Source organism: Staphylococcus hyicus, from assembly GCF_000816085.1.
Taxonomy (GTDB): Bacteria; Bacillota; Bacilli; order Staphylococcales; family Staphylococcaceae; genus Staphylococcus; species Staphylococcus hyicus.
The window spans coordinates 981,354-1,006,450 of record NZ_CP008747.1; the positions used below are offsets into that span (position 1 = coordinate 981,354).

Here is a 25,097-nt window from a genome sequence, read left to right on the forward strand (position 1 = left end):
AATGGAGCGAAACGGTTTAATCGATATCGGATCGAATACGATTCGTCTCGTTATTTTTCAATATCACCCAGATACCGGACTTAATGAAATTCAAAATATTAAAACACCTGCGCGACTCAGTCAATACTTAGATGCAAAGCAAAAAATGTCTGAGGAAGGTATTCAAGTTTTGACCGAAGCGTTGCATAGTTTTAAAAAAGTGGCTGACAAATTTAAAGTTGACAATTTGTTTCCTATAGCTACAGCAGCTATTCGTCAATCTACAAATCAAAAAGACATCATTAAGCACATAAAGAAAAAAGTTGGTCTCGAAATCATCATGATTCCAGAAGAGGATGAAGCTTTTTATGGGGCTTATGCCGTAACACATACTACCGGAATCAATCATGGAATTACAGTAGATATTGGTGGTGGTTCAACTGAGCTTACTTATTTTGAAAATCGTAAAATTAAGCAAGCAACAAGTTTTCCATTTGGTGTAGTGACACTTTCTAGAATGTTCTTTGAAAATAAAGATCACAATGATAAAGAAGCAGTCAAAAAAATGGAAAAGTTCTTGAAACATGAATTTGGGAAATTAGAATGGATTAATCAACAACATGTCCCTTTAATAGGTATTGGCGGTTCTGCACGTAACTGTGCACGAATTCACCAATCATCACATCAATATCCAATCGCAGGCGTTCATGGTTATACAATGACAAATGAAGGATTGAAAGAGGTTTATCAATTGTTGAAAAAAACCTCAAGGGATGATTTAACACATCTAGATGGATTAAGTCGCGATCGTGCCGATATCATTTTGCCTGCAGTTGCTGTATTCAACCTGTTATATGACATCATTGATGCTAGTGCCTTTACATTTTCTAGAAAAGGGATACGTGAAGGATTTATAATGAACCAAATTGCCAATGCGTACCCTGGAGAGTTTTCTCGAAATCATGTGCGTCAAGATGCGCTTAAACATCTTGCGAATGAGTACCACATTGAACAAAGTGGAGCGAAACAACGTGTTAAACTCGCATCATCATTATTTGATCAAATAGTCAAATTAAAGCAACTTGATATTGATGAGGCACTTGAACAATTATTTTTAGAAGCAGCATACCTATACTACCTTGGTAAATTTATAGATTCAGACTCAAGCTCGCAACATACGTATTACTTGATTGCCAATTCTAGCATTAATGGTTTAACACATAAAGAACGCGTCACATTGGCGTTACTCGCTAGCTTTAAAAATAAATCGTTATTAAAATTTTACAGTGATGAAACAGGTTGGTTTGATTCAGAGGAAATAAGCGATATTCAAACATTAGGTGGTATTGTTAAATTTGTGAATGCCATGAATATCTCTAACACAAATACTGTGAATCGACTTACGCTAAGAAAAGACAAAGCCGGTTTCCAACTAGATGTTTATTATCATGGGGAACCTATCGCTGAAGCATACCAAACATTACGTCAAAAAAAGCATCTAGAAAAAGTACTCAAAGACAATGTAAAAATTAACTTTACAAAATCTTAACCGTGGCTCTATGTTTACTGAAAACCATGATATGTTATTCTGAAATTGAATATGAAAAGACCTTTGGGATTTATTAATGAGGTGAAACGAACAAGTGACAAATATGAATACTAAAATAGACATTAATCACCCAAGTTACTACAATAACAGGGAAGTCAGCTGGTTAGATTTTAATTATCGTGTGCTTCAAGAAGCGTGCGATCCTTCAAATCCATTGTTAGAACAATTAAATTTTATTGCAATTGGCAGTTCTAACTTAGATGAATTCTTTATGGTTAGAGTAGCAGGTTTAAAAGACCAAGTTAAAATGGGATTTGATAAACCTGAAAATAAAACACAAATGACACCTTTAGAACAACTAGCTGAGATTGAAAAGAAAAACCGCAAAAATGTTGCATTTCAATATCAAAGATATAATGAATTGATAGAAGAATTAAAAGCGTATGATGTTTACTTAAGTCAACCTGAGGATTTAAGTGAAACGTTAATTGAACGTCTTGAGACAATCTTCTTAAATGAAATTCTTCCAACATTAACACCGTTAGGCATCGATGCTTATCGGCCATTTCCGAAACTTAATAATAAAACACTAAATATTTTCGTTGATATCGATACTGGCAATGAAATAAATTCTGCCATTGTACAAATACCTGCACTTTTAAAACGATTTATTTCAATTAATGAAGGGAATAAACATTTCATCATTTTAATTGAAGACTTAATATGTTATTTCATGGGTCATTTATTTCAAGGTTATGAAATATTAAACACGTATACTTTTCGTATTACGAGAAATGCTGACTTAACCATTCATGAAGATGGAGCAGAAGACTTACTCATTGAAATAGAACGATTTTTGAAAGAACGGAAGAGTGGCGCAGCGGTCCGATTAGAAATAGATCATCGTTCCCATCCAGAAAATAATTTAGATTGGTTAGTTGATATTTTAGAATTAAAAGAGGAAGATGTCTATTTAACAGATGGACCATTAGATTTAACGATGGTGTTTGCACTAGTGGATCATTTGTCTAACAAATTAAAACATCTAAAATATCAACGTTATACACCACAAGTACCTCAGTCTTTGGGTGATAATAATATTTTCGACTTAGCAATGAAACGTGATATATTCTTTCATCATCCATATGAATCTTTTGATCCAATAGTTGACTTTATTAAAGAAGCGTCAGAAGATCCAGATACAATTGCAATCAAACAGACATTATACCGAGTAAGCAGTGATTCACCAATCATTGAGGCGCTTAAAAATGCTGCTGAAAATGGTAAACAAGTCACGGTATTAGTTGAGTTGAAAGCACGATTTGATGAAGAAAACAATGTTCATTGGGCCCGAATGTTAGAAGATGCAGGGTGTCATGTTATGTATGGGATGACCCATTTAAAAACGCACAGTAAAATTACGTTAATTATTAAACGTATTCAAGGACAGTTAGTACCATTTGTTCATCTTGGTACAGGGAACTACAATGATAAAACTGCCAAACTGTACACAGATATGGGCATTATTACTACAAACAGTGATATTGGTAAGGATGCGATGAGCTTCTTTAATTATTTAAGTGGTTACTCAATCAAACCGGATTACCAGCAATTAAACGTCTCTCCATATGAAATACGTGATTTATTCATTGAACGTATAGATGAAGAAGTTCAAAGTCATTTAAAACACGGAAATGGTAAAATGATGATGAAAATGAACTCACTTACTGATAAAGCACTAATTAAAAAGTTATTTGAAGCCTCACAAGCAGGTGTGAAAATTAAATTGATTATTCGAGGGATTTGTTGCTTAAAACCAGGTATTCCAGGAGTGAGTGAAAATATTGAAGTCGTCAGTATTGTAGGTAGACTATTGGAACATTCTCGTATATATTACTTTTATAATAATGGTAATGAAAAAGTGTATTTATCCTCTGCGGATATGATGACGCGAAACATGATTAAACGCGTCGAGATATTGTTCCCGGTGCTTAATCCAAAAATCGCGCGTCGTCTTGTTACGTATCTTGAATTACAATTATCAGATAATCAAAAAGGACGTTATCAAGACCGTTATGGTGTGTATCATTACATGCAAAATGACCAACCGCCGATTAATTCTCAAGAAGCACTCATGAATGAAGCCATTGAATACGGTGTGAATTTGAAAAAAGAAAATATTGTTGAAACAGGTCAACCCGTGAGGCTGAAATCCAACTGGGTGAATCGTTTTAAGAAAAAATTTAATAGGAAATAATAAAGAACATCTGTCATGTAAGTCACATGACAGATGTTTTTTAAGATTGAATATCATCTAAAGAAACATTGATTTCACGTTGTAAAATAGGATGCTTGAAACGTACTTGGAAACTTTCAAGTTTGAGTTGTCTCAGCTTAGATGTTCCATAAAGTGGATCGCCAATAACAGGATATCCTAATGATGCTAAATGCACACGTATTTGATGCGTCCGGCCAGTGTCTAATTTTAAATGGACTTCACATACGCCTTCTTTAATCATTTTAGAATCTAAAATATGAGTGATGGCACGTTGACCTGTCGGCGAAATACGTCGTTTATTCGGATGGAACTTATCTTTACCGATGGGTTGATCGATGGTTTGCGGTTTGAGTGGTAGTAAACTATTCACTTCGGCACGGTAAATACGATGAATGTCATTATCTTCTAACATACGATCTAAAATCTTTTTAACAATGGGATGCTTAGCGACAATTAATAATCCTATTGTTTCTTGATCTAATCGATGAATAGGTTCTACATAATCGACATTTAACGTATAAATTACATGATTCATTAATGTATTGCTTTCTTTTAAGTCATTTGGATGTGTTTTTACACCTTTTGGTTTGAAAACGACAGCTAAATAATCGTCTTCGTACGCGATATGTGCATGGCGATAGCTTGGCACATATTGACTTTTTTCAATAGGGAATGGGAGCGTAACTATATCTCCAGTATGTACAATATGGTTCAATTGTGTTGTTGTGTCATTGACTAAAATCTCTTTTGACATATTGAGTAAATGTAAATCTTTTTTAGGTAATTTTAATGATTTAAAGATATCTCTTAAAGACATTTGATCAAACGGTTCTGCTACAGTAAATTTCATAATAGCCTCCTTATCTTCATCATCATACCACATTTATGAGCTAGGTATTTTAAAATTTATCATTTATTAAATGTTATATCCGAAATTTTACACCATTCTTTTTTAGCAACACTTTGACTTTGGCGAGACAATTATTCACGTGTATACTAAGAGGTAAGCGAAAGTTTGGAGTGATATTATGGAGAAACCGACGCGTCTCGCATTACTAAAAGAAATTGCTGAATTTTTAAATGAAGAAACTGAATTAGAATCCATGTTGCATGGTGCACTAAAATCATTAATTCAAGGCAGTGATTTTACAACAGGGTGGGTGTTTTTTATCGATGATAAAGGTACCCATACACTTGAAGCAGAATATCAATTGCCACGTGCTTTAACGAGTCATGATTGTAAATATATGAGTGAAGGCTCATGTTGGTGTGTGCAATCTTATCATAATAAGAAATTAACTAAAGCTTCAAACATTATTAATTGTTCAAGAATTAATTTGGCTAGTCAAGAATTTATTGACGATACAGAAGATATTACACATCACGCAACTGTACCTTTACGGTCTGGAAATGAACAATTTGGTTTGTTGAATGTAGCGACACCACATACCACACATTATTCTGATGAAGATTTAGAATTGCTTGAGTCCGTTGCATTTCAAATTGGTTCAGCAATTAAGCGTATTTTTCTGACAGATCAAGAAAAAGAAGCCGCCCTTATTAATGAACGAAATCGCCTTGCGCGTGATCTTCATGATTCAGTGAACCAAATGTTGTTTTCTTTAAAGTTGACGGCGCATGCGGCAGGGCAAATGTCAAAAGAAGCGACATCAAAAAAAGCATTTTATCAAATCGAACAAACAAGTCAAAATGCTGTGAATGAAATGCGTGCACTCATTTGGCAACTAAAACCAGCGGGCTTAGAGCAAGGTTTGGTTCATGCAATTAAGCAATACGCACAACTTATTCATATTGATGTCGATATCAAAGTACATGGTTTAATTGATTTAGACCGTAAAGTTGAAATCCATACGTATCGTATGATACAAGAAGCGATGAATAATAGTAAAAAACATGCAGACGTGACCATCGTGTATGTAGATTTAAATCAAGATGGTGAGCGACTCGTTGTTCGAATTTATGATGAAGGAAAAGGATTTGACCTTCAAGACGTAACAGATAATGGGCAACATGGATTATCACATATTAGACAACGTGTGGCGTTATTAAATGGGCGCTTAACTATTGAAGCAAATCAAGGCGTCAAAATAAATATTGAAATTCCACTACATCATAAAGGAAGTGAGTAAATGAAAACCATAGCACTTGTAGATGATCATTTTATTGTAAGACAAGGCTTAGAATTTTTAATTTCAACTAAAAATGATTTTGAAGTGGTTGGAAGTTTTGGACGTGGTAAAGATTTGCTTGATGCGCTTCAAGCCAACGATATTAATCCACAATTAATTCTCGTAGATTTAGTGATGCCTGAAATGAATGGCATCGAATTAATTCGGGAATTGAAAGAACACTATCCAAACGTAAAGGTGTTAGTGCTCACGAGTTATGTAGATGATGAACATGTGATGTCCGCATTAGAAGAAGGGGCAGATGGCTATCAAATGAAAGATGTTGAAGCGGAACAGTTAATTAGTGCGATTGACCAAGTTTTAGCTGGAAAACGTGTCGTCCATAAAGCGGCTGAAGCGGTAATGAATAATGTTGTTACAAAACCCCATCATATAAATAAATTATCGAAACGTGAAACTGAAGTGCTAAAAGAAATGGTGAAAGGCAAAACCAACAAAGAAATTGCGGCACATTTGTTTGTATCTGAAAAAACAATCAAAACCCATGTGAGTCATATTTTTAATAAATTACAAGTTTCTGATCGAACGCAAGCTGCAATTTATGCAATGGAAAATAACTTGATTTAAATAAAGTCATGTCAAAGTGAGACGATGAAGTGTATGTGATTTCATTCAGTCTCGCTTTTATTTTTTGACAAGACAGTGTGGTTTATAAAAGAGAAAATGATGGTAAATAGTATATAACAACGTAAATTTGAAGTCTCCTATATTAAATATGAATATTATTAAAGTATCTCTATAAATCATTTATGCATAAACCTTATTTTATGGTGCATATTATAATTTTGAGCAAATTAATAGAAATGACTTAAACTTCGGTGTAATATAACAATATTATGGTTGTCTACACTTTAAAGTGTAACTTTAAATCTCGCTTAAATATTAAATTTTATGATGTTTTTTTATGTCCAAAAGTGATATGATTCTCAGTGCTGCTGAAAAATACGTAAACATTAAGGGAAATATTGGAGGAATTTATTTGAATAAAAAAATGAAACAAAAACACGGCATCCGTAAATATAAGGCGGGGGCATCATCTGTATTATTAGGACTTTTCGTCTTTTTTGGACTTATTACTGAAGAAAAGGCTAGTGCTGCAGAAATACTACCTGGACAGAGCGAAACAAGTAAAAAGAAAAATGAAGGTGCTCCAACGAATCAAAGTGGTACAAGTGCTTCCACAAGTTCTGGAAGTGTTGATACAACCGCTACAATCAGTCAATCGACTACAGAACCAAGCGTGAATGCGACAGATGTATCCGGAAATCAAGTCGCAATATATCCCACGCCACCGAATAATGATACAGCCGATACTACGACATCTACAAATACAACTACGTTTGACGCTTCTGTGACTGATACGTCAGACGCAACATTAACAAAACCAGCTGACACGACGACACCTGCGACAACACCTACGACAACAACTTCCAATTCATCAACTGAAACAACTTCAACTGAACCTACATCGACTCAAACTGATACATCTACAGCTACCACTTCAATGACAGCAACTGAAACAATATCGGCACAACTGTCTACTCAACCATCTACGACGACAACAACGTATTCAACTACTACAAACAACACACTGACGACATCACCAACCGCTACGACGACGCCAACTAGTGGTTCAGACATCACAAAAAATGTTCAAATTGTTTCTTCATCCATTGAAGGGAATAGTACGGTTAATCCACATAATGCTGAGCGCGTAACTTTAAAATATGATTGGAAATTTCCTGATGGTATGAAACAAGGTGATTATTTTGATTTTATATTATCGAATAATGTGAACACTGCTGGTATTTCTACAGCTCGAAAATTACCGAGTATTCAAAATGGTTCATTAGTGATGGCAACGGGTCAACTTATTAATGGCAACACAATTCGGTATACATTTACAGATTATATTAATAATAAAGTGAATGTGATAGGTAATTTAAGTTTAAACTTATTTATCGATCCTAAAGTTGTAACACATGAAGGTAATCAAACGATTACGGCTACATTGAATGGACAAACTACAACTAAAACTGTGAATATAGATTATTTAGAAGGCATCAATTTAAGGGGGGTAAACATCAATGGGTCAATTGAGTATTTAGATAAAAATAAAAATACATTTAAACACATTGCATATGTAAACCCTTCTAAAAATACCGTTTATAATTCTAGATTGACTGGTAATATTATGAATGGTGCACCGACGACAAATCAACCAACAGTTAAAATATATAAATATTTAGGTACTGAGTCGTTAAATCAAAGTGTATATGTTGATACCAATAATTCAAGTATGTTTAAAGATGTCACTTCTGATTTTAAAGATAGACTTTCTATTAATAGTGGTGGTTATTACGTAGATATGAATGACCTTTCAAATACGTATGTCGTTACGTATGAAGGGCAATATTTAAATAATGCGAATGAATTAAATTTTAGAACTGAATTAGCAGGTTATCCTGCAACATATCCGTATTATTACACATCAGTTAAGTGGGACAATGGTGTTGTATTTTATAGCAATAAAGGAACAGGTAGTGGAATAGATCAACCCATTATCGAATCAAACAACTTCGTGTTTACAGAAGACACTGGCAATGGTGTGATAAGTGGTCAATATAATGGTTCGATGATTGAAGTAGAAGAAAATCCTATGTCGATCAGCTACGATACTGTATCCGAAACGATTAGTGGCGTAAATAATACTGTGATTGAAGAATTTGAAGATAGTGCCCCAATTCAATATGAAGAAAATACGATACCAGATGGCATGACGGGCAGTCAATCAACGATTACAGAAGAGATTGCCGACACTACACCGATTGAATTTGAAGAAAGCACCGTGCCAGAACCTGTAACAGGTTCATATGTAGGGGCAGTAGAATTTTATGAAGATACAAATATTGTGGATTATGTAGAAGACACAACACCAGAAGGCATGACAGGATCAAACACCGGAGTAACAGAAGAAATTGAAGAAAGTAACGTCATCGACTACGTAGAAGACACAACACCAGAAGGCATGACAGGGTCAAACACAGGCGTAACAGAAGAAATTGAAGAAAGTAACGTCATCGACTACGTAGAAGACACGACACCAGAAGGTATGACAGGGTCAAACACAGGCGTAACAGAAGAAATTGAAGAAAGTAACGTCATCGACTACGTAGAAGACACAACACCAGAAGGCATGACAGGATCAAACACAGGCGTAACAGAAGAAATTGAAGAAAGTAACGTCATCGACTACGTAGAAGACACAACACCAGAAGGCATGACAGGATCAAACACAGGCGTAACAGAAGAAATTGAAGAAAGTAACGTCATCGACTACGTAGAAGACACGACACCAGAAGGTATGACAGGGTCAAACACAGGCGTAACAGAAGAAATTGAAGAAAGTAACGTCATCGACTACGTAGAAGACACAACACCAGAAGGTATGGCAGGGTCAAACACAGGCGTAACAGAAGAAATTGAAGAAAGTAACGTCATCGACTACGAAGAAGATACAACACCAGAAGGTATGGCAGGGTCAAACACAGGCGTAACAGAAGAAATTGAGGAGACTTTAGTTGACGAGGAAATAACTGAAGCGCCTAAAGCATCTACGCCATCATTCAGCCTCAATAACGTCATTCATTTTAATCCAATGACACGTATCACTGGTATTGGCTCAAACAGTTCAAACCATTTCAACTTTTTCAATACACCTATATTTAATGATGTTATAAATGAAGAAACTTCTAAAGATTTAGACACGCCTATCCTTGATGAGAATAAAACCAAGGAAACACTAGCTATAGAGAATGACAGTGAACCTATTTTGAATGAAGTAACACTTGAGAACAATGTACTTGGTACGTTTGAAACGAACGATGAGGTCATGGAAACGAATCATGTTGATAGCAGAGATCAATCTACTACAGAAGCTACTGAAAATGAAGCAATGGACAATCATATGAATGAAACACCTTCTAATGATTCAAAGCAAGACAAAGTAGTTTCTACTGTTAGGAAGGATGAACCAACTGATAACCCGAATCATTTCAATCAAGCGCAACCTAGTGCATGGGTGCAAACGGAAGAAATAACGACGTCTCAACAACCGGAAAATAGAAGCGATCAACATGTATCAAATGTCACTGAAACAACGACACCACTAACGAAACAATCACCAAGTGAAGGAACGTCAATGCAAAATGACGATTCAGAACGACAACTTACTGAAGATAAAACAGAAATGAAACATGAGTTTAATCGTAATCAAGCTACAACACAAGCAAAAGAGTCGGCCACATCTCACCACGCTAAAGAGACCAAGGGTAAACATGCCTTACCAGAAACGGGTCAATCCAAACAACCATCAGGAATTTTAGCAACGTTGTTAGCAATGTTCGGAATACTTTTAGTCTTTAGACGTCGTAAACAAAAAGATAAATCATAAGTGATACAATGCTAAATAATCATTTCATATAAAATACCAAAAAGCCCTAACATTCATTTTGAACGTTAGGGCTTAAATTTATGATATATGTGGCTCAATATGCACGATTGTTTCAACTTCTCCTAGGTGTTGTTGTAGTTCAGATTCGATGTAATCTGAAATTTCATGACTTTCAACAACATTCAAGTCCGGATTAACTGATATGGTAACATCGATGAACGACATGACACCGTGACTCCGTGCTTTAATATCTCTAATTTCATAAATACCTTTAATTTTAGAAATAATTTCGTATATTTCATCTAAGGCATCTTCATCATAACCATCTGTAAGTGTAATGGCTGTTTCCTTAAAAATATCGATACTCGTTTTCATTATGAGTAAGCCGATAATGATAGCGGCAATCGTATCTAACATAGGTATCCCCATATAAACGCCGACAATTCCAATTACTGTACCTATTGAAACTAACGCATCTGACAAATTATCATAGCTTGCAGCTTTTAATGCACTACTGTTCACACGTCTCGATAAGTTGCGATTATAGATAAAAACAACAAACATTACGATTGCTGATAAGATACCGACAATGACAGCTGATTGGCTAGGCTCTTGGAATGATCCTTCGTAAAAATGACGAATACCAGTGGTAATCACTTGAATACTTACGGCAAACATAATAAATGCAGCAATCAGTGACGCAATAAATTCTGATCGGTAGTGCCCATAAGGATGATTTTTATCCACTGGTTTTTGAGAAATGTATAAGGCGATCAGTATGGCAACAGAACTTATCACATCCGTCGCATTATTAATACCATCAGCTGTTAAACCATGACTATTAGCGATCCAACCATATAAAATTTTTAAAATTGTTAAAGCAGTGTAGGTCACAATACTTAAGTAAGCACCTTTTTTTGCTTGGGAAAGTTTATATTCAATTTGCACACACAACACTCCAAAAATATAACGTTCTTTTATTATCCTATTAAAAACATTTAAATGCTAGTCATTTTATTTAGTTTAAGTTCTCCTCTAGGGCATTTCTATGTAAAATTAGAATAAAGATGGATATTTACCATCGAAACCTTAAGGCTATCATAAGTAATCTAAAAAGAATTTTAAAATATCTTAAATATAGTATCTAGCACTATTTATTTATAAAATTAGGTGTTATGTTCTATTTAAGCAGTACTTTTTTAAGCAGAATGACACTCAAAAAATTTTTTAAATTGGAGGAAAGTCGAATGAACAACAAGATTAAACACACACATAGTATTCGAAAATACAAAATTGGTGCAGCATCTGTCGTTTTAGGAATGATTATCTTTTTAGCTAACATCGGTACTGGTGATGCACAAGCTGCAGAAGTTGAAAAAGATACGCAAACATCACCAACTTCGAAAACAGAAATGCATACAAATTTAAAAAATGAAACCGTATCACAACCCGCTTTAAACACATCAACTCAAGTTGATAAAAGTACGCAAAATCAAGTTACCACAGAACAAAACATGCCAAACACTGCAAAGCCAACAGACACTTCAACGCATGTAAACAAAGATAACGCAACTCCTAAAGTAAAACCACAAGATAAGCAACATTCATCTACATCTAACATATCTAATTCATCAAAATTACAAAAAAATAATACAAGTCAACCTAAAGCCAACGGTAAAAATGTAGACACTTTAAAAAAATCACAATCTGTTGTAGATAAAAGAAATATTTCGTCAAAAGTTACCGTACGTTCGGCAGAAATCAAGGTAGATCACTCTGCGAATGCGGACAAAAGCGATACGAAACACGTAAACCCACATAAAGGCGATAAATTAAAATTAAAATATCAATGGCAATTAGGAAAAGATGTTCAATCTGGAGATTACGTAGATGTTTACATCTCTCAAAATGTGAATACTAAAGGAGTTGTTGATAATCGAACGCTTCCTAATATCAAAGAAGGTACGAACATTGTAGCAATTGGTAAACTCATTGATAACCATAAATTTAGATATACATTTACAGATTATGTAACGCAACGCACAAATATAAAAGCGACATTAAATTTAGATTTATATATCAATCGTCAAAATGTACCGAATGAAGGTAAACAAACTGTAACTGCAACGATTGGTTCTATGAAAACAGAACGCAATATAAATGTGAAGTATGATCAAGGCGTGTCACAAAAAGGTGTAAAAGTGAATGGGACTTTTAGTCATATCAATCCAGAAAAGAAAACATTTGAACATATCACATTTGTTACGAGTGAAACAGAAGCGGCAAAAAGTGGCTTGCTATCTGGCATGTTAGTACATGGACAAGTGTTCAAAGGTGATCCTTCTGTAAAAATATATGAATATATAGGAAAGGGCACTGTAAATCCAAGTTTAAGTTATAATCTTTCAAATGGTGCTGCCTTTAAAGATGTAACGTATTTATTTGATGGAAAATTATTCAAAAGTAATCACGGATACAATGTTGAAATGACACCATTAAATAGACAATATGTTATTGTATTTAATGGTACGTTTAATGAAAATGCGAATACAATAAAATTTGAAACGCAACTATTAGGTTTTAAAAATCCAATTACAGAAGAAAAAGTAGCGCACGTTGCTTGGAGTAACCAAATTAATGTATTCAAAGATAATGTGACTGGTAGTGGTTCTGCGACATCAGACATAAAAGATGCAAAAATGGAAGAGGAAAAAAATAAAGAACAACCTAAAGGTGAAGAAAAACAACAGCCAAAGCCAGAAAATGACAACAAAATGACACCTAAGGATAAAGAAAACGTACCAATGCCGCAAGGTGAAATGAATAAACCTACACCTGAAAAAGACTCAAATCAACATATGAAACCAGAGCATAAAGAAGAGATGAAGAAACCACAGCCAAAACCAGAACATAAAGATGAGATGAAGAAACCACAGCCAAAACCAGAGCATAAAATGCCTATGCCAGAAAAGGATATGAAATCTGAAAAGTCTAAAGGTTCTAAAATGAAAGAGGATCATCATATGATTACGCCACCAACTGTTAAAGATCAATCTATGATGAAACCACATCGACCAATTCATGCAGAAAAAGAAAAAAATAGACATACAATGTTGCCTGAAACAGGACAATCAACATCAACTGAACCTACAACATTATTAGGCGTATTGTTAGCATTTTTAGGATTAACAGCATTTATTAAACGCCGTAAAGATTCTAAAAATTAATATTAGTAAGTGGAAATAGATGCTTTTACACATTCATCCCAACAAATAAAAAGTATGATTTTCGCTTTATGATATAAGTCTTATTAATCCCTCTCTAATTACATTTGTATAGAGAGGGATTTTTAATGGACTTTTATAATCATTAATTATAATATTATAAATTGGTTATGTATTTAATTTTGAACAAAAGAGTATAGGCATAGAGAAAATATTAATAATGAAAATAGTGTTTTCATTATTTGTATCCCTTTTAAAAGGAATACAAACAAGGGCATCATATCATTCAATATAAATTTTAAAGTAGATAGAAAAAACGAGATATTATACATATGGCTTGTATTGTTATAAAACATATAGGTCATAATCATTATTAAATTAACAACAATGATAAGGCAAAAGGTGAAAATATGAAAAAAGAAACGTTTGAGTGGATTATTTCAATACTACTTGCTGTTCTTGCAGTATTTTTAATTATGAAATATTTATTCGTAACTTATAATGTTAGTGGATTGTCTATGTATCCCACATTTGATGATAAAGATAGAGTAATTGTGAGTAAAATATCTAAAACATTTAATCATATTGAACATGGAGATATTATAGTATTTCATCAAAAAAAACATCAAGATTTTATAAAACGAGTGATTGCTAAAGAAGGTGATTCAGTTATTTACAAAGATGATGTTTTATATATCAACAATAAGGAAGTCAAAGAACCTTATTTAGACACGAATAAAAAGAATAAATTGGGCAATCAACTCACCAATGATTTTATATTATCTGATATAAATGGTGCAGAGGGAAGTACGATACCTAAAAATCACTTTTTAGTCCTAGGTGATAATCGAGAAAACAGTGTAGATAGTAGAGATAAGGGTGTGGGATTAATACGAAAGGATCAAATTGTTGGAAAAGTAATATTTAGGTTTTTACCATTAAATGAATGGCGTTTTAATTTTTCATAAATAGATGTAGCACGGTATCGGGTTAAAATATTTGCGCGCATATCCGTATAAAGTATTTAATCACGCATTAATCATTTTTATGACAATAACATTATTTTATCGTTTGCGTTTTAATGATGCTTAATCAAATTTATATTGCTCTTTTGCTAATTTTCTGATTATAATATGTTTATTAGGAAAAGGGGGATATATTATGAAGTTTAAGGGTTTAACAATGAAAATTGTCATTGCCTTAATTTTGGGAATCACATTGGGGTCGCTTTTTAATTTTTTCGAAGGTCAACAATGGGTTACATTTATTAATAAATATATTTTAAATGTTATCGGACAAATTTTCTTGAATTTAATTTTCATGCTTGTTGTACCAGTTGTTTTTGTATCTATTGTACTGGGGGTAATCGGCGTAGGTGATCCGAAATTACTCGGTGGAATAGGATTAAAAACAATGGTTTTCTTTTTAACGACAACGGCTCTAGCGATTACATTAGCAATGGTGTTAGCGTTAATTGTAAAACCAGGTGAAGGTCATTCTGATTTGTTAAAGAGTGAAGAAGTTGCAACGTATCAAAAGCAACTCGATAGTCAAAAAGCAGGCGCAGATTCACCAATGAATCAAACATTTGATCAAACATTAATCAATTTCTTCCCTAAAAATGCGGTACAAGCTATGACGGAAGGGAATATGCTTCAAATCATCACTTTCGCTATCTTTATCGGTATAGGAATCATGATGGTTGGAGAAAAAGGTAAAATTGTACATAAATTCTTTGAACAATTTAACGAAGTGCTCATGTATATTATTTCAATGATTATGAACGTATTCGCACCCATCGGGACATTTGGTTTAGTGGCACATGCTTTTACGGAAGCAGGATTTGGTGCAATACGACAGCTCGGTCTATATTTTATCGTTGTACTTGCAGCATTGTTTATTCATTTCTTCGTGGTTTATGGTGGTGCAATCAAATTCCTAGCACGTAAAAGTCCAATGGAATTTTTTAAAGGATTTTTACCAGCAATTACAGTTGGTTTTGGAGGTTCAAGTTCAAACGCTGCATTACCCGTATCAATGGAATGTACTAAACGTATGGGTGTCCGTCCTGAAATAGCGAGTTTCGTACAGCCTCTTGGCGCGACTGTGAATATGGACGGTACTGGATTTAAACACCCAGTGGTCTGCAACAATATTTAAATGGCTTATTCCCTTGATGTGACAGTCTTTATCAAACTTCATAATAAATTAAAACCCAAAAGTAAAAGGCTCATCCAACTATGGAATGAGCCTTTATTATTTATTTCTCTTTATAAACTTCTACATCTTTATATTTCTTTTTAGTCTTTTCAATATTGTCTAGTTCGAATGAACTTTCATTATCTTTAGCTTCCACATATAGAAAATATGGTTGTTTCTTATCTTCTTCTTGCATAGCTAATCCTAACCAACCTTTAGGTACATCCATTCTAACTTGATCGTATCCACGACCTATTAATTCATATTCGTCATCTTTATCATAAAATTCACCTTCATGATAGAGGCCGACAGCTTTAGCTTTATCTTGTTTATCCCATGATTGTAGTAAAAGTACTTTTGCTGGTACAGGTTTGAAATCAATTTTCTTTTTAGGATTCTTTCCATATTGACGATATTCTTCATCTATCTCACTAAGTTTTTTCTTATAATCGTCCATTGATAAATCAATAACATCGCCAACCGTGAACCCATCATAATTAGTGTAAGGATGAGCTTCAACTTTACCATTACCAATGGTACCAGCCCAAATTATTTCTGGACTTTCATAATATCCTTTATCATGAGCAAGCATGATTTTACGTTCTGACTTATCATTTAACACATCGGCAAGCGTCACTCTAACATCTTTATCTTTGTTAGCGTCTTCTTTTTTCTTAGATGATTTGTCATTACCACATGCTGACAAAGCAATTAAGCAAATTGATAAGATTACAAATACTCGAAAAAATTTCCTCACTTAAAACCATCCCTTTTTATTAATATGTATCAGTCGTACAACAAAAAGAAATTATTTTAATATAATATCCGATGAGTAGTTTTACATTAAAGATAATAATTAAAATGCATCAGTTATGTGCACAACTCATTATAAATATAACAATAAATAGCTACATATTCTATAATCTTTAGAAAATCTTTGACATTTTTTTGGTATGAGGGTAAGATATAAATATAGAACACACGTTCGCGTTTTAATGGTGGGAGGATCTTTATGAAACAATATAAACTTACAGTAAAAACTGATAACACAGTAAATGAGAAGGATAAGTATTCGTTTGAAAAAGGTAACGTATTCGACATTGTAACAATTATTAGGAATCAGTATGGAGAGAGTTTAGTGTTGAAAAACACTAAAGATGTTAATGTTCAATTTGAAAGAATCAACTAATAAAATAAATTATATAATGGGTCAAATAATAGTTAGCAATTACCTTGCGTTATGCTATAATTTTAACTAGCAACAAGACTATACAACTGGAAGATGTGGATTTACCTAAGCGAGTATTTTTTTCTAATGCCAGAGTATAAATAGCTTCTATTGCCATGATTAAAAAATGGACTATAAAGGGGTTCAACAAGTGTGTTTATAGTTAGGAGAAAAGAAGAAAGTTCGCAGGCGGTATTGAATATATATTTCAATTTATTTTTGAAGGGAAAGAATAAACTTTTATGAAAAACTTAATTAAAATTGAAGGTATGTTTGATAATACGACATTTAATAATCTGGATATATATAATGTGGCGGACGTAGTGATTATGGTAAGGGATAAGTTTGGGGAGTCAAAAATATTAAAGGTAACTAACATAAATGAAATAACTGCTGTAAATGAAAGTGCATCTATAATTGCTAGAAAAGTTGAAGAGAGCAAACTTAACTCAATGATCCGTCAAAAGTTCTAAAAAGTAAAAATATATTAAACTTTGACAAAACCATACATAATAGCATTCCTAAGCTAACTGTTTAGGGGTGTTTTTTTATGATTTTTAGCGATAAAAGTATTATTTTATCTCAATTTTTGGTTTAAAAGTGTATATTAAAAAGATAAATTATAACCGAAAACAAAGAAAATTCGTATTGCTATTCTCCTAATTTTCAGATTATAATTACTATATTAAGAAGAGAGGGGATATATTATGAAGTTTAAAGGATTAACAATGAAGATTGTTATTGCTTTGGTAGTAGGTATTATACTAGGTTCATTATTAAACTTTTTTGAAGGGGCACAATGGGTTAAGTTAATTGACAAGTATATTCTGAATGTAATTGGACAAATTTTCTTGAATTTAATTTTCATGCTTGTTGTACCTGTCGTATTTGTTTCTATTGTACTCGGTGTAATTGGTGTGGGTGATCCTAAATTACTAGGTGGAATAGGATTAAAAACAATGATTTTCTTTTTAACTACGACAGCGCTTGCGATTACTCTAGCAATGATTATTGCTCTAGTGGTTAAACCTGGTGAAGGACATTCGGATTTATTAAAAGGCGAAGAAGTTGCGACGTATCAAAAGCAACTGGACAGTCAAAAAGCTGGTGCTGACTCACCAATGAATCAAACTTTTGATCAAACTTTAATCAATTTCTTCCCGAAAAATGCAGTACAAGCTATGACAGAAGGGAATATGCTTCAAATCATCACTTTCGCTATCTTTATCGGTATTGGAATTATGATGGTTGGTGAGAAAGGAAAAATTGTACATAAATTCTTTGAACAATTTAACGAAGTGCTCATGTTTATTATTTCTATGATTATGAACGTTTTTGCGCCAATTGGTACTTTTGGTTTAGTCGCGCATGCTTTTACAGAAGCAGGGTTTGGTGCAATACGACAACTCGGATTATACTTTATCGTCGTCTTAGCTGCGTTATTTATCCACTTCTTTGTTGTCTATGGAGGAGCAGTTAAATTCCTAGCACGTAAAAGCCCAATGGAATTTTTTAAAGGATTTTTACCAGCGATTACAGTAGGTTTTGGGGGTTCAAGCTCAAACGCCGCATTACCTGTATCTATGGAATGTACGAAACGTATGGGGGTTCGTCCTGAAATTGCGAGTTTCGTACAGCCTCTTGGCGCAACAGTGAACATGGACGGCACAGCCATTTTACAAGGTGTTGCAACAGTGTTTATTGCACAATTATCAGGTGTTGATTTATCTATATTGCAATTAATTACCGTAGTTGCAATTGCAGTTATTGCCTCTGTAGGTACTGCGGGTGTTCCTGGAGTAGGTCTTATCATGTTAGCGATGGTTTTAACAGCTGTTGGGTTAAATCCTGCTGCAATAGGTATCATTTTAGGTATTGATCGCTTGTTAGATATGACTCGTACAGCGGTTAATATTACAGGTGACGCAGCGTGTGCATTAATCTTGTCTGAGCGAGAAGGGCGTAAATTAAAAGGGAATATGTATGTAGAATAAATACAAAAAAATCAGGTGGAGTTAATCTTCACCTGATTTATATTCTATATATTATCTATTGTAATAATTTTATTCATGAATCTATCAATATCTTCTTTAGTAACATTTAGTCTAACTGATAAACCTGATTCAGTACATTCATTACTATATCTTAATCCGGAATCGAGATTAACATACAAGCTTAAGTATTCACTTTCATAATCTAAAATAGTGAAAGTAATATCTGGCTCAATAAAATAGAAGTCAGTCATAGGAAATGTATACTCAAAGTTTTTTAGGTTTTCAATGTCTTCTTCGAATATAGCTAATTCACTTTTAAATTTTTGATTTTCAAATTCTACAATAACCTCGTAATAAATAATCTTTTCTTCATCGTCAGTAGTATTTCTTAAAGGTTTTAAAGTTAAAGAGCTTTTGCTATTACTGTAAAAAGCATCTTTTAAAATTATATTTTTAGAATCCAAAACTAATGACCCTTTCTCCACACTTTTTTAGGTGATTTTTGTATATAAGTAGTAACAATTTTATTGCCTTTAATTACTAATGTAGTTCCAGTTTTTCTATCATATAAAATTTTTGCCCCTGTTTTTCTGTCAGTGTATTTAGCGCCATTTTTGATGGTATTAGCCATCATGTGCTTAGTTATACCTCTTTGACCAGCTCTTTCAAGGGCATGCCTCGAAATATGTTTGATAAAAGTTTTTACACCTTGCTTAGCTAAAATACTAAAGACAGCACCACCAACAAAAGGTATTAAAGGTAGTGCTCTAGGTATCATAACAGCTTCGTCTGTGTCATCAAAAACAATATTTTTCTCAGAAGCTATCTCATCTTTAGAAAGCTCAATAGTATAAGGATCATTTTTCAATTGATCTTCAGTAGGGTATTCCTTTGCCTCAACAAATCCAGAAGTTGCGAATGTCAAAACTAAAGAGAAAATTATAGAAAAAGTTATGAATTTAATTGTTTTATTCATATTGCACCTCCAAACATACTTTAACATATATTAGGTGCAATATAAATAGTTAAATTATAAAAATTTTAATAGTAATAGTTAGGAAAAATAATTTACTATAATTTAAAAATAAATTGGGTTTTTCTTATTGGAGAGTTAAATGTCAATAATGCATTGAGGACATTAAATACGTAATTACTTACGCTAATAATCTATTCAATTTTGCTATGTGTTAATATTATTTATTTTTTAGATTTAACGCTTAAAGTTCCCCATAAAGTTTTATCCACTAAAATCTTTTCAGTAGCTCCTATCTTGCCTATAGGCATATAGAAATTACCAGCTGATGGGTTAGTAGGATACGTAAATCTAATCCACCAATATCCGTCTTTCTTGTACAATCTGTCATAATCCACATATTGATTTGGATAAATCCAAGAGCTACTATCAACTTGAGTGGCTTTTAACCCAACGCCTCTACGAACAACAATTGGTTGACTGTTTCTAGCAAATGTTGTAAATACTCCTGACCAAGCAAATTCAGTTCTAGGTTTAGGTTTAGATACGGGTTGTGCTTTTCCAGCGGGTTTCGCTTTGGAAGGGATAATCTTATTAATAATATTTTTAGGCTTTGAAGTGGATGGAGAAGATGATTTAACAATTTTGCCCCCATGAATATCTTCAGCAATACCAAAACAGTATCCATCAATTTGGTCTACAATGTTTTTCATATCTTTTAAACTTGTTATAAATCCTAGTTCAACTAATCGATAATTTACACCTGTAGCTTTAGCGACATTAACATTTAAAAGGTTATTACGTGGATCGATATTTCTAATAGTACCAACGAACTGTGAAATAGTTTTATGTAAAGCTTTATCTAAGTTATCAGGTGCTAGACCCGAACCAATGATTACATGGCCGCCTGAAGCTTGTGGACTTGCTGCGTCGAGATGAAATTCAGTTACTGAATCATATCTTTTATTAGCAACCCAATACATGCCATAATCTCTATGATTACCAACCATATCACCATAACGTGTATCTTGGAATAAATCTTGGTTCATAGATTCTCCACCATATAGCTCAACCGTGTGACCACATGCACGTAAATGTTTAGCTACACGAGGTACAATACTTTTTCTTATGAAATCACGCTCTGTATAGCCGTTTGCAGCTGCTCCACTATCATTTGACCAATATCCTAGTCCATGACCTGCAACTAATAAAATACGTCTCTTTTTGTATACTTTAGTACCATCATTGCTACTTTTAACGATAGGCACAATGAAATGAGTACATCCATAATAGTTATCTTGACGCAAAAGAGGGGGGAGGTTGGCTTTATTATTCCAGTTTTGCTCAAGAATTGTATATGTGGATTGAGTTACATTACCATACACTAAACCAGTATGACCAAACTTTTCATAGCCTGGCGTACCTTCTCTATAAATAGCAATAGCACCTACAGGAGGAAGATATTCCTTAGTATTTGGCACAAGTTTAAAATAACCTTTAAAATCATTATTAATTAAATTTCTAGCATCACCCAGTAATCTTACATTACCGTTAGAGTGCCAATACGCAAAATCTACAACTAGATCAGCACATTGAGCGTGGTAATGTTTATCAAAGTCGATAGCTCCATATTCCATAGGAGCAAATCTTTTGTCATAACTTGTCGGCTTAGTTACTTTATATGGGCTATCAACTGTTTTATTAAAGTAGGCTCTAAGTCTATCATTTATTTGAGATTGAGTTTTCATTTGTTTCCTCCTTGTAAAAAAATAAGCCGACTAAATTATTAGTCGACTTAGTAGTTTATGAAATTGTTAGCTCAGGGTTACCAGTAAATACATTGCTCATAGTTATGTATAAAATACCTTCAGGGTTAGTGAAGGTGATACTTGTAAATACTGTGCCACCACTTGCACCAGCTAAAGCTAATTCGCTATCACCTAGCTTTACCTGTGAGGCTTTTAGCACACCATTTTGTACTCCAGTTATTTGTACTTGATATGTTCTATTTGGTCTAACACCAGTAATTGTCCATTGAGCTGTACCACCTATATTTTTATCAGGTGTTTGGCCTCTAGGAAGGGGTTTTGCAACAAATGAGATGGGTTTACTCCATATTTTTACGTTTCCAGCGTATATTTTGTCATATTCTCTCCCTTTATAAATAAGCCTACGGACTCCGTTAAAATTTGCTTCCAATTTATCACCCCTTAATTAAGTATAAGGTATTGAAATCTTTAGAAGATATTTCATTATATTCAGATTGTGTTCCTGTCCAAATACCTATACTTGTACCATCCTTACCATTTTCCCCCTTAACTCCGTCGGTACCATCTTTACCTTTAAGCGATTGTAGCCATTGGCTAACATTACCAGAATATCCATTTTCTTTTGCGATGTCATAAGCAGATTTACCTGGTGCTCCAGCTTCTCCCTTAGCCCCGTCTTGGCCAAATGGAATATCAGCAGTTTTACCATCTGAAAAAGTTATACGCATAACCTTAGTTGTAGTAGAAGAACCCCACCACCAACTGCCACCAGATGTTACGGTAGTTTCTTCAACATTTTGGATTGTTACTGATTTACCATCTTCTCCACGATCACCTTTAGCACCATCTTGACCACGTTCGCCTGTGGCTCCCCGTTCACCTTGTTGACCTTTAGGAATTGTGATCTTAGTATTGTCGCTAAACGTGATTTGTGTATTTCCTTGAGAATCTACAAGATTGCTTTGTATAGTAATTGATTTACCATCTTTACCAATTTGTCCTTGGGAAATCTTTAGTAATCGTTCTTCCAATCCTGTGATATCATCAATTTCATGTCTATGTGAAAGGGGAGAGTACTTATTGTCATGAGAATGTTTTTTTGAAGCATATGATTCACTAACTTCAGTTTTAAATTTTTGAAGTTGAGAATTATACTCTTCATTTAATATTGTTTTACTGTTTTGCAACCAATCGTCCAAGCCAGTTACTTCATTTATATTGTGTTTATGGGATTTGTCTGCTTTTTTTGTTAAACCTTGATTTAATTCTTCTTGAGAAATTTTAGATGATATTTGTTGAACTACCGAAGCACTCAAACTTTGATTTTCTTGCAAAGCAGTAGCTAACTCATTCAATGTATTAAGATTTTCGGGAGCACTATCGATTAATTCTTCGATTTTCTTATCAATATAGGCTTTATTTTCTTCTTTAACTTTGGGTTCAAATGAATCTAGCTTTTGTGATAATGATTTTATGTCGTTGTTTTTTAAGCTTTCGATTTGAACTTTAGCGTCACGAAGTAATTGTTGTAACCTTTCTTCAAGACCATTAACACCATCGATTTCAATTTTTTCTACAGATTCTACTCGTGCTTTTACTTCAGTTTGAACGCCGTCAATTTCCCAAAAGCCTGTTTCTTGGTTAATTGTTACAATACTTCCATCTTTACCTTTGTATCCACGAGGCCCACGTGCACCTTCTTCACCTTTTGCCCCTTGCTTACCTTTTGGAATACTAATTGATGTTTGATCAGAGAATATAACTTTGACATTATCTTCGTCTGAGTTATAGTCTACGGAGCTTATGCTTACTGACTTTCCATCTTTACCATCTAAACCTTTTTCGCCTGCCTTACCATCGACACCAGGTTCTCCTTGCTTACCAACTAGGGAATTCAACCAAGCATCTTCAGAATCATAATTATGATATTTTGATGCAATTTCATATGCAGATTCGCCATTTTTACCATTTTTCCCGTATAAAATGTCAATAGAATTACCGTCAGAAAATTCAATAGAAACTCTGTCATCTTTAGAAATAGCAGCCTTAATTGTAACGGAATCACCTTTATCACCTTTAGGTATAATTACTGAATCTCCATTGTTAAAAAATACTTTTCTGTCTCCATTATTTTCATTCTGAACATGTTGAATACGAAGTGATTCACCATCTTCACCTTTAAGACCTCGCTCACCATCTTTTGCTTTAGGTATAGTAACAACTGTTTGATCTGAAAAGGTGAGCTTTATTGAGTCACTATTCTGTTCCTGTTTAACGATTGTAATAGATTTACCATCTTTACCATTAATTCCTTTTTCTCCGTCTTTTCCATCTGTACCATTTTTCCCATGAGGAATAACAATTGTACGACCTCCAGAAAAATTAATAGTTGTTTTTTCATCATCGGTATCAACTTTATCGATGTACATTACTGCAACTTCTTTTTTGGCAGTTCTAATTTCTCCGTCAATTTTTTCAAGGGCTTCTTTAATAATGTTATTAGTGATTTTTTCAGTAGTAAAAAGGTCTTGTAACTCACTTGGTGCTACTGAAGACGATGGGTTAATTACAAGCTTTATAGAGTCATTAGATGGGTATTTTCTACCTTCAATATCTAATTCAACAAAATATACTCCTGTAGGTAGGACAACATCGATAATCACGGCAAGTGTGCTTGAAGTTATCTTATATGTTTTTTGATAGGCAACGCTTTTACTTTTAGCTGACTTAAGGTATAAAGTTGCTTCGACATTATCTTTCCCAGCAATTACAAACTGGTCTATATTAAAGAGAATAGGTGATAGATCGCCTTGTTTAATTTGTAAGTATGTAGAATTATTATTGTTTGCGAAGTTAAGTTTATTACGTAAGTTTGATTTCTTCAATTTAATCTACCTTTCGAGCATTTATTAGTAGTTTTCTTCACGTATATCAATATCTGCTCCAAGTGGTTGATCTTTAATAACAGACAATGTTCCACCAGTAGCTTTTGCGTATTTTGCTTCAGCTTTATATTTGTTTAATTTTTCTTGAGCACGCTTAGCTTCGGGAGTATAGTTATTGTTTTTTCGCCAAATTTCAAATGACGAATAAATTCCTATTACTAGGTTAATAATTTGTTCAATATCTCCTTCGACAAAAGGTAGAGGGCTATAGCCACGTGTCAGTAAAAGTTGGTTTACTGCTGCATATATAAAAAGAGTAGTTCTAATAATCATTGATTTTTCCATTAAATTCACTC

19 protein-coding genes and 1 pseudogene are annotated in these 25,097 nt (G+C 33.7%); 11 read left to right on the forward strand and 9 right to left on the reverse strand.

What is annotated here, in order from left to right:
• The first annotated feature begins 1 nt into the window (after position 1).
• Together ppx and SHYC_RS04630 are read left to right on the forward strand one after the other, a co-directional pair.
• Complete coding sequence (gene ppx / locus SHYC_RS04625; RefSeq protein ID WP_039644866.1) at positions 2-1,528, forward strand: exopolyphosphatase; 1,527 nt, start codon at positions 2-4, stop codon at positions 1,526-1,528.
• Positions 1,529-1,631: 103 nt separating this feature from the next.
• Entirely contained in the window at positions 1,632-3,785 is a 2,154-nt protein-coding gene (locus tag SHYC_RS04630; protein WP_039647557.1) for an RNA degradosome polyphosphate kinase, read from the forward strand.
• A 40-nt stretch (positions 3,786-3,825) separates the two neighbouring features.
• On the opposite strand, the gene SHYC_RS04635 is transcribed toward SHYC_RS04630, so the two are convergent.
• Complete coding sequence (locus SHYC_RS04635; RefSeq protein WP_039644868.1) at positions 3,826-4,656, reverse strand: RluA family pseudouridine synthase; 831 nt, start codon at positions 4,654-4,656, stop codon at positions 3,826-3,828.
• A gap of 178 nt (positions 4,657-4,834) precedes the next feature.
• Between SHYC_RS04635 and SHYC_RS04640 the strand changes: the two genes are divergently transcribed.
• The 3 genes from SHYC_RS04640 (at position 4,835) to SHYC_RS04650 (ending at position 10,469) form a co-directional block, all read left to right on the forward strand.
• On the forward strand, positions 4,835-5,956 hold the full coding sequence (locus SHYC_RS04640; RefSeq protein WP_039644870.1) for a GAF domain-containing sensor histidine kinase: 1,122 nt from the start codon (positions 4,835-4,837) through the stop codon (positions 5,954-5,956).
• Complete coding sequence (locus tag SHYC_RS04645) at positions 5,957-6,583, forward strand: response regulator (RefSeq protein WP_039644876.1); 627 nt, start codon at positions 5,957-5,959, stop codon at positions 6,581-6,583.
• Positions 6,584-6,995: 412 nt separating this feature from the next.
• On the forward strand, positions 6,996-10,469 hold the full coding sequence (locus SHYC_RS04650; protein ID WP_158484634.1) for a fibronectin-binding protein FnbA: 3,474 nt from the start codon (positions 6,996-6,998) through the stop codon (positions 10,467-10,469).
• 78 nt (positions 10,470-10,547) lie between these two features.
• Here the strand turns inward: SHYC_RS04650 and SHYC_RS04655 are convergent, their stop codons facing one another.
• The gene (locus tag SHYC_RS04655) at positions 10,548-11,417 is read right to left on the reverse strand and encodes a cation diffusion facilitator family transporter (protein WP_039644880.1); all 870 of its coding nucleotides are present in this window, start codon (positions 11,415-11,417) and stop codon (positions 10,548-10,550) included.
• A gap of 299 nt (positions 11,418-11,716) precedes the next feature.
• Here SHYC_RS04655 and SHYC_RS04660 point away from each other — a divergent pair, with 299 nt between their 5' ends.
• From SHYC_RS04660 to SHYC_RS04670, 3 genes and pseudogenes are all read left to right on the forward strand, one after another.
• Positions 11,717-13,696 carry an Ig-like domain-containing protein gene (locus SHYC_RS04660; protein ID WP_039644882.1) on the forward strand — a complete coding sequence of 660 codons (1,980 nt, stop codon included), beginning with the start codon at positions 11,717-11,719 and terminating at the stop codon, positions 13,694-13,696.
• 407 nt (positions 13,697-14,103) lie between these two features.
• Positions 14,104-14,661, forward strand: coding sequence for a signal peptidase I (gene lepB / locus SHYC_RS04665; protein WP_039644883.1), 558 nt, complete (start codon positions 14,104-14,106; stop codon positions 14,659-14,661).
• A 193-nt stretch (positions 14,662-14,854) separates the two neighbouring features.
• A pseudogene (locus tag SHYC_RS04670) lies at positions 14,855-15,835 on the forward strand (dicarboxylate/amino acid:cation symporter); the annotation flags it as partial.
• 118 nt (positions 15,836-15,953) lie between these two features.
• Here SHYC_RS04670 and SHYC_RS04675 read toward each other — a convergent pair.
• Positions 15,954-16,649: a hypothetical protein gene (locus SHYC_RS04675; RefSeq protein WP_039644884.1), complete on the reverse strand. Its 696-nt coding sequence runs from the start codon at positions 16,647-16,649 to the stop codon at positions 15,954-15,956.
• Positions 16,650-16,904: 255 nt separating this feature from the next.
• Between SHYC_RS04675 and SHYC_RS12260 the strand changes: the two genes are divergently transcribed.
• The 3 genes from SHYC_RS12260 to SHYC_RS04685 all read left to right on the forward strand — a co-directional run bounded on the left by SHYC_RS12260 (position 16,905) and on the right by SHYC_RS04685 (position 19,114).
• The gene (locus tag SHYC_RS12260; protein WP_158484636.1) at positions 16,905-17,081 is read left to right on the forward strand and encodes a hypothetical protein; all 177 of its coding nucleotides are present in this window, start codon (positions 16,905-16,907) and stop codon (positions 17,079-17,081) included.
• A 281-nt stretch (positions 17,082-17,362) separates the two neighbouring features.
• Positions 17,363-17,593, forward strand: coding sequence for a hypothetical protein (locus SHYC_RS04680; protein ID WP_039644885.1), 231 nt, complete (start codon positions 17,363-17,365; stop codon positions 17,591-17,593).
• 234 nt (positions 17,594-17,827) lie between these two features.
• Entirely contained in the window at positions 17,828-19,114 is a 1,287-nt protein-coding gene (locus SHYC_RS04685; RefSeq protein WP_039644889.1) for a dicarboxylate/amino acid:cation symporter, read from the forward strand.
• A 44-nt stretch (positions 19,115-19,158) separates the two neighbouring features.
• On the opposite strand, the gene SHYC_RS04690 is transcribed toward SHYC_RS04685, so the two are convergent.
• The 6 genes from SHYC_RS04690 to SHYC_RS04715 form a co-directional block, all read right to left on the reverse strand.
• Positions 19,159-19,578, reverse strand: coding sequence for a hypothetical protein (locus tag SHYC_RS04690; RefSeq protein WP_039644891.1), 420 nt, complete (start codon positions 19,576-19,578; stop codon positions 19,159-19,161).
• A gap of 2 nt (positions 19,579-19,580) precedes the next feature.
• Entirely contained in the window at positions 19,581-20,090 is a 510-nt protein-coding gene (locus SHYC_RS04695) for a DUF4258 domain-containing protein (RefSeq protein WP_039644892.1), read from the reverse strand.
• Between the two features lie 221 nt (positions 20,091-20,311).
• Positions 20,312-21,835, reverse strand: coding sequence for an N-acetylmuramoyl-L-alanine amidase (locus tag SHYC_RS04700; protein ID WP_039644894.1), 1,524 nt, complete (start codon positions 21,833-21,835; stop codon positions 20,312-20,314).
• Between the two features lie 55 nt (positions 21,836-21,890).
• Positions 21,891-22,286, reverse strand: coding sequence for a hypothetical protein (locus SHYC_RS04705; protein WP_039644896.1), 396 nt, complete (start codon positions 22,284-22,286; stop codon positions 21,891-21,893).
• A gap of 4 nt (positions 22,287-22,290) precedes the next feature.
• Entirely contained in the window at positions 22,291-24,741 is a 2,451-nt protein-coding gene (locus tag SHYC_RS12695) for a phage upper tail fiber protein (protein WP_052257807.1), read from the reverse strand.
• A 24-nt stretch (positions 24,742-24,765) separates the two neighbouring features.
• Positions 24,766-25,086 carry a phage holin gene (locus SHYC_RS04715; protein ID WP_039644898.1) on the reverse strand — a complete coding sequence of 107 codons (321 nt, stop codon included), beginning with the start codon at positions 25,084-25,086 and terminating at the stop codon, positions 24,766-24,768.
• Between the last annotated feature and the right edge of the window lie 11 nt (positions 25,087-25,097).